At 43.9% G+C, this 6607-nt stretch carries 8 protein-coding genes; 4 read left to right on the plus strand and 4 right to left on the minus strand.

What is annotated here, in order from left to right:
• The first annotated feature begins 90 nt into the window (after window positions 1-90).
• Together F6J94_RS23825 and F6J94_RS23830 are read left to right on the plus strand one after the other, a co-directional pair.
• Window positions 91-420 carry a hypothetical protein gene (locus F6J94_RS23825; protein WP_293017327.1) on the plus strand — a complete coding sequence of 110 codons (330 nt, stop codon included), beginning with the start codon at window positions 91-93 and terminating at the stop codon, window positions 418-420.
• A 252-nt stretch (window positions 421-672) separates the two neighbouring features.
• The gene (locus tag F6J94_RS23830) at window positions 673-1536 is read left to right on the plus strand and encodes a restriction endonuclease (RefSeq protein ID WP_293044724.1); all 864 of its coding nucleotides are present in this window, start codon (window positions 673-675) and stop codon (window positions 1534-1536) included.
• 161 nt (window positions 1537-1697) lie between these two features.
• Here F6J94_RS23830 and F6J94_RS23835 read toward each other — a convergent pair whose 3' ends face one another.
• Complete coding sequence (locus tag F6J94_RS23835) at window positions 1698-1835, minus strand: hypothetical protein (protein ID WP_293044726.1); 138 nt, start codon at window positions 1833-1835, stop codon at window positions 1698-1700.
• A gap of 47 nt (window positions 1836-1882) precedes the next feature.
• On the opposite strand from F6J94_RS23835, the gene F6J94_RS23840 reads away from it, so the two are divergent.
• Complete coding sequence (locus F6J94_RS23840) at window positions 1883-2113, plus strand: hypothetical protein (protein WP_293044728.1); 231 nt, start codon at window positions 1883-1885, stop codon at window positions 2111-2113.
• On the opposite strand, the gene F6J94_RS23845 is transcribed toward F6J94_RS23840, so the two are convergent.
• The 3 genes from F6J94_RS23845 to F6J94_RS23855 form a co-directional block, all read right to left on the minus strand.
• Window positions 2077-3288 carry an aspartate aminotransferase gene (locus F6J94_RS23845; RefSeq protein WP_293044730.1) on the minus strand — a complete coding sequence of 404 codons (1212 nt, stop codon included), beginning with the start codon at window positions 3286-3288 and terminating at the stop codon, window positions 2077-2079. The genes F6J94_RS23840 and F6J94_RS23845 overlap by 37 nt on opposite strands.
• Before the next feature lie 437 nt (window positions 3289-3725).
• The gene (locus tag F6J94_RS23850) at window positions 3726-4910 is read right to left on the minus strand and encodes an iron-containing alcohol dehydrogenase family protein (protein ID WP_293044732.1); all 1185 of its coding nucleotides are present in this window, start codon (window positions 4908-4910) and stop codon (window positions 3726-3728) included.
• A gap of 237 nt (window positions 4911-5147) precedes the next feature.
• Window positions 5148-5942: a lysozyme gene (locus F6J94_RS23855; RefSeq protein WP_293044734.1), complete on the minus strand. Its 795-nt coding sequence runs from the start codon at window positions 5940-5942 to the stop codon at window positions 5148-5150.
• A gap of 498 nt (window positions 5943-6440) precedes the next feature.
• Here F6J94_RS23855 and F6J94_RS34405 point away from each other — a divergent pair.
• The coding region (locus F6J94_RS34405) for a hypothetical protein (protein WP_367142262.1) at window positions 6441-6607 on the plus strand (167 nt) is incomplete at its 3' end.

Genomic DNA, 6607 nt, shown 5'->3' on the forward strand with positions numbered 1-6607 from the left:
TATTTCCACTGATGTCGTTACTCAGTTTGGAGGGAATACTGGTGAACATTATATCAACTTTATAAGCTAACAATATTGAGGTATAGTGATATGGATGAAGTGGTTAGAAAGGTTGCTGCACTAGGCTTACCTGGTGTGATACTTCTGATTGCTATGGCAACAACGGGATTTACTGGAGCAGCAGCGATCACAGCGGCTTTGGCAATGTTAGGTCCATTCGGAATGATCGGAGGCATTGCTTTTCTTGGGGTTGTGGGAATAGCTGCTGATGGCTTATCGAAATTCGGACTTGAAGCGTTACTGGTTGGAATATATAAACAGCGCCAACAAGAAGGAGAATCTAAAGCATCTCTCTGTAAAGAGATTGAACGGTTAATGGTTTCTGCTGATTTGAAACGCAAACTCAAAGAAGAATTATAGACTGTTTCTAAAGTAAATCTTATTGGTGGGTTACGGGGGACAGCTCTGTTAACAGGTGAGCTTTTAAAGTCCTCGCCGCCTAACCCACCCTACGTGGCTGATTTAAGCAAAGTTTAACAAACAGTCTCTTAGGTATTTCAAAATAAGATGCGTTTCCACTGTTATTTCCACTGATGTCGTTACTCAGTTTGGAGGGAATACTGGTGAACATTATATCAACTTTATAAGCTAACAATATTGAGGTATAGTGATATGGATGAAGTGGTTAGAAAGGTTGCTGCACTAGGCTTACCTGGTGTGATACTTCTGATTGCTATGGCAACAACGGGATTTACTGGAGCAGCAGCGATCACAGCGGCTTTGGCAATGTTAGGTCCATTCGGAATGATCGGAGGCATTGCTTTTCTTGGGGTTGTGGGAATAGCTGCTGATGGCTTATCGAAATTCGGACTTGAAGCGTTACTGGTTGGAATATATAAACAGCGCCAACAAGAAGGAGAATCTAAAGCATCTCTCTGTAAAGAGATTGAACGGTTAATGGTTTCTGCTGATTTGAAACGCAAACTCAAAGAAGAAGTGAATAATGGTAAATCTTCGGTTGAGGATAGGCGGGCATCGAAGTCATCATCTTATGATAATATAGGTAAAAATAAATATAAAGGTGATTTAAAACGCAAAGTCAAAGCAGAAGTGAATAATGGTAAATCTTCGGTTGAGGATAGCCGTGCATCGAAACAGGATATTGATGAACAGTTAGATGCAATTGATAACATGAAGGGGAGGGAGTTTGAAGAATATCTGGCTAAATTATTTAAGCAACTGGGCTACCAAGTGAGTAGCACTAAGGCAAGTGGGGATTATGGAGCCGATCTGGTAATTCAAAAAGGGGAGATCAAGGCTGTTGTTCAAGCCAAGAGACAACAAGGTAGCGTAGGGATTAAGGCCATTCAGGAAGTAACAGGGGCAATTGGCTATTATCAGGCGAACCTGGGACTAGTTATCACTAATAGTAAGTTTACAGAAAATGCCAAAGAACTGGCAGCTAGTAATCAAATTGAGCTTTTTGAGAGGGATGATTTGAAAAAATTAATTAAAAAAGTATATAGTGCAGGGTAAACCCATTTAATTTTTTTAATATTATATATAATAAAAACGTAAGCATATGCGCTACGCGCAGGCTACGCCAACAGCATATGCGCTACGCGCACGCTACGGGAACAGCTAATGCTTACCTTGCTTTTGCTTAAGGGAGTATGTTCACAATTCAAATAAAAAAGTTATATCATGTCAGGATAATTACCCTTAATAAAAATCTCCCCCATCTCCCCATATTCCCCTCCCAGGAGGGGAATATGGGGAGATGGGGAGAGACTCAGAAGATTTGATATAATTACCCCAACAGTTGTTGAGTTCACTTATCCACACCTACCTACAACTTGCACCTATCTACAACCTTGGCCTATTGGCCACGCTACGCGAACAACCTGCAAACTCGAACTTTAAGCCTTCAACCTTGGCCTATTGGCCACGCTACGCGAACAACCTTCAACCTTCAACCTTCAACCTTCAACCTTGGCCTATTGGCCACGCTACGCGAACAACCTTCAACCTTCAACCTTCAACCTTGGCCTATTGGCCACGCTACGCGAACAACCTTCAACCTTCAACCTTTACCATTGATTGGGCTTGGTAGCGGATATTAGCTTGTTTCAAGCGATTGAGGGCTTCACCCAAGCGATCGCATTCCGCAATCAAACTAATCCGCACATACCCTTCACCACCGATACCAAAAGCATTTCCCGGGGTGAGGACTACTCCAGTTTGCTGCAAAACATCCAGGGCAAAATCCGTTGAACCTACCCCTACTGGGCAAGGAACCCACAGATACATGGTTGCCTTGGACTTAGGAATCTGCCAACCCAACTCGGCCAAACCCTCAATCATGAAATCTCGGCGGCGGCGGTAACGGTTTTGGACGTCTTGAAGGTAAACATCTGACAGTTGCAAGGCGGCTTCAGCAGCGCTTTGTAAGGCAGCAAAGATGCCATAGTCCAGATTAGTTTTTAAGGTACGCAACCCTTGAATAATGCGGCTATTCCCCACTACAAAGCCAACGCGCCAGCCAGCCATATTATAAGTTTTGGATAGGGTATGGAATTCGACCCCAATATCCTTAGCGCCAGGAATTTCCAGCAAACTAGTAGGCTGATAGCCATCAAATGCTAATTCGGCGTAACATAAGTCATGTACCAGCAGAATTGAGTACCGACGGGCAAACGCAACAATTTCTTCAAAAAACTCCCTTGGGGCGGTAGCGGTGGTTGGATTACTTGGATAGTTAAAATAGAGGATCTTAGCTCGTTGGGCAACCTGATCCGGAATTGCCCCTAAATCAATCAGCCAATCATTTTCCGGTTTCAAAACCAAACTGTGAATTTCCCCCCCAGCAATCAACGGACCCCGGAAGTGGACCGGATAAGCAGGAGAAGGTACTAAAATCAAATCTCCCGGATTCACATAGGCTAAGGCTAGGTGAGCTAGTCCTTCCTTAGACCCTAACAGAGGTAAAGCTTCACTGTCTGGGTCTAGCTCCACATCATAGCGGCGGTGATACCAATTCGTAATTGCCCGACGGAAACTAGCAGTCCCCTCAAACGGAGGATAACCGTGGTTAGCGGGATTTTTTAAGGCTGCGATCGCTGCTTCGATCACCGGCTGCGGTGCTGAACCATCAGGATTACCCATCCCTAAGTCAATCAAATCCAGCCCTTGCTCACGGGCTCTTGCTTTTAATTCATCTAAACGAGCAAATACATAGGGAGGGAGTGAGCTTAGTCGTTGTGCTGGGGTAATCAAATCTACCATCATCAGTGTCAGGTTTAGAAGTTAGCCGGTTGAAGGTCAAGATCTATAATTTTTGACTTTGGCCAAAAGGCCACGCGATGAAGCGAAGCTTCCGCTAAAAGCGATCGCGAACGAGTTGAGAGCCAGTGTATGGGAAAATGCTAGTAATATTAAAGGTTATCAGGTTTGAGCTCAAAATCTGCAACCGGCAACCTTCAAAATTTTTGAATTAAGAATTAAGAATTAAGAATTAAGAATTAATTCTGCATTCTGACAGACAACCTACCCTACACCGAATACGGGGCGAACAACCGGCAACCGGCAACCTGACAAGGTGGAACCTACACTACACCGAATACGGGGCGAACAACATTGTTGAATGAAGAATGTGTAATTCCAAATTCTTCATTCTTCATTCTTCATTCTTCATTCTTCATTCTTCATTCTTCATTCTTCATTCTTCATTCTGACAGACAACCTTGGCCTTTGGCCACGCTACGCGAACAACCTTCAACGGCTGGCAAACTTAACTCCTTACGACTCCCCTCAACTAGGACCCTAGTAGAAACCATTGCTGCCATCAGCTGTTCTGGAAGCACCTTAAACGGTAGCCGATGAATATCAGAATTTTCCCCACAGGCAATCTCAGCTGCTTTCTGTAACTGAGCCAAGGTAATCGACCCTAATCCCAGGTCTTGGAGAGTTTGGGGCAAACCAAGCTCAGCATAAAACTTCAGCAACTGTTGCCGTGCTGATGCTGCCAGTTGGTTCCCCTGAAGCATTTCTTCCAAACGCAGCTGCACCAAAATGCCATAAGCCACCTTTTCACCATGTAAAGAATCGTGAGCTGCTGGGATATGAGTTAAACCATTATGTACAGCATGGGCAGCAACAGTACGACATCGAGCTCCACCCAAGCCCCCAATCACACCAGCCAGTAAAACTGTTGCATCGACAACTTCCCGCCACACTTCACTACCAGGTTGGGTTAGAGCATCAACCGACTTTTGGAACAAAATATCTCGCAATACCCTTGCCTGTTGGACAGCCGCAATAATTAGAGTATCTGTAGCGCTACCACTACTAACTGAAGCTTCGTACCACTTCGCTAAGGCATCACCAATTCCGGCAACTAGGGTACGTTGGGGCGCTGTCTGAATCAAGCTGTAATCAAGTACTAATAAATCTGGGCAACGGTCAAGTCCAACATCATACAGGAAAGCCCCTTGGTCAGAATAGATATTAGATAGAGCAGTCCAAGCAGCACAGGTAGCAGCAGAGGTGGGTACAGTGACTACAGGTAACTGGCACTGGTGCGCTAGGATTTTAGCAATATCCAACGCCTTACCACCACCAATCCCAATAATTAAGTCAGATTGATGAGCAGCAACGGCTTCTGAGAGTTTAGCTAAAGACTTCTCACTACAATCAGGACTGTAGGATGCGCATTCATAACTGAGTTGATGCTGTTCCAAAACCGATTCCAGTGATGAGGCTAGGGTAGCCAGAGTATGCTGGCCTCCTACAATCAAAGGACGATTTCCCAGCCGTGCGATCGCATTTCCTGAGTCTTCCAACGGACAACGCAGTACTTGAGTCGGTGCCACGTTTAGGGAAAGCAAGGAGGTAGGTGCTTGTTTGGTCATGCCTGTAGCCCAAATAAACTTTTGGTTTAGTAAGGTGAGTAATGACCTTACTGGGTGATAGGTCTTTTATTATACATTTTGCCAAACTTACAGGGGTTAGGGGTTAGGCATTAGGTTTAGCCTTGGATGACAACCTTTCAACCTTTCAACCTTTCAACCTGCAACCTTTCAACCTGCAACCTGCAACCTTGCCCTTTCGGCCACGCTAGGCGAACAACTTTCAACCTTAACTTTGACTTAGCTCAGAAACAGTTTACGCTCCGCTTCTCTGCGTTTGCTCAAGCCTAATAGGACTCGACCACCACCCTTGTTCCAACGAAGAAACTCATTGGCCGCCCCTTGAACATCACCCTGATTCAACTTACGTAACAATGTAGAGCGCCTAAACGCTGTTGGTCCTATATTGAACACAAAGCTAACTAGAGCAGAGAATTGATTATCAGTCAGTGATACTTTGACAAGATTACTCACCGTAGATTCAGAACTTTCTAAATCTTGTCTGAGCAATTTTTCCGCTTGCTCAACAGTGATGATATCTCCTATGCGAACACCAGCTGTATGACCCCATCCAATAGTAGGAATTCCCACCGGATCGATATAAGCTTCTACTCTGCCATCGGGGCACCTTTTATGGAGTCCTTCAAACTCTTTAACAAGATCTAAACCAGCTTGGTTAATGTTTCTATCGGTACCTGGGGGCAACTCTGGTGTTACTTTCTTGATGATAGCATCAAAGTAAAACTGAGCCGTTTGAGGACCAATAATTCCTCTGACAGCTCCAGTATTACCAAGTTTGTTAGCATCTTTAAACTTATTGACTCCTGCCTCAGACAAGTCCAAGCCGCATTCTTGACACAGTTCAATAAAATTTTGTAAAATTATAGGGCTAATAACGTCTTCTACCTCCAATTCCATTAATTCTTGGAGTTTACTAACCTGAGGCACTGGCAGGTTGACTAGAATGTCAAGTGCATAGCGTTCTTCTACAGAAAGGCTATCGGTGTTGATGTCTTTAATAGTTAGAGCTGACATAGTTAGATGACTTATAAAATAAACGTAACGTTATTGGCGATCAAATCTGCTTTACTAATTATTCTATCCCTAATTTTTTCTTGGTAAAGGTTAAGGGGAAATTAGTAAGTCGCAATTGGTAATGGGTCAAAAGAAGCGACAAACCAGATTTTAAGATACAAGAGTCTCCCAGGAAAAAAATCCCATGAGTTGACTCTGTTTCTTGACTAAGCTCATAGCTGACTGCTTACTCAACCACTAGGGTTTTGAGTTACTAAGTTAGTCTTCAGCGTGAGTTTTCGCTTTTACGTTAATTGTGATAAGTTTGAAACAAAAATTTACAAAACTAGTAATTCCCCTTTCCCGTCTCTTGGTGCGCGTTCCCGTGGGCGACAGATTATTAAGGGTAATTATCCGGAGATGATATGACAAGGCGAGCCAAACCTTGATTTAGCTTGATTTAGATCTAGGGTGAGTTAAAGGGGTTAAAGTGACCGAAAAAATTGCGAAAAATTAATCTTGATAATAACTAACTTAGGTGAAGTCGTTGCTCACAGGCGACTTCACTTTACTCTAGAAGTCAGCGAGAAATTCAAAGACCGTTTGATCGAAGAGGGTTACAACCCCAGCTACGGGGCCAGACCATTACGCCGAGCAATCATGCGGTTGTTGGAGGATGTGCTGGC

The sequence above is a fragment of the Moorena sp. SIO1F2 genome, assembly GCF_010672755.1.
Taxonomy (GTDB): domain Bacteria; phylum Cyanobacteriota; class Cyanobacteriia; order Cyanobacteriales; family Coleofasciculaceae; genus Moorena.

Excerpts from the sequence above, each read along its gene's own strand:
- F6J94_RS23850 (WP_293044732.1), bottom strand. The coding sequence starts at position 4,910 with ATGACCAAACAAGCACCTACCTCCTTGCTTTCCCTAAACGTGGCACCG.
- F6J94_RS23830 (WP_293044724.1), top strand. The coding sequence starts at position 673 with ATGGATGAAGTGGTTAGAAAGGTTGCTGCACTAGGCTTACCTGGTGTG.
- F6J94_RS23845 (WP_293044730.1), bottom strand. The coding sequence starts at position 3,288 with ATGATGGTAGATTTGATTACCCCAGCACAACGACTAAGCTCACTCCCT.
- F6J94_RS23855 (WP_293044734.1), bottom strand. The coding sequence starts at position 5,942 with ATGTCAGCTCTAACTATTAAAGACATCAACACCGATAGCCTTTCTGTA.
- F6J94_RS23825 (WP_293017327.1), top strand. The coding sequence starts at position 91 with ATGGATGAAGTGGTTAGAAAGGTTGCTGCACTAGGCTTACCTGGTGTG.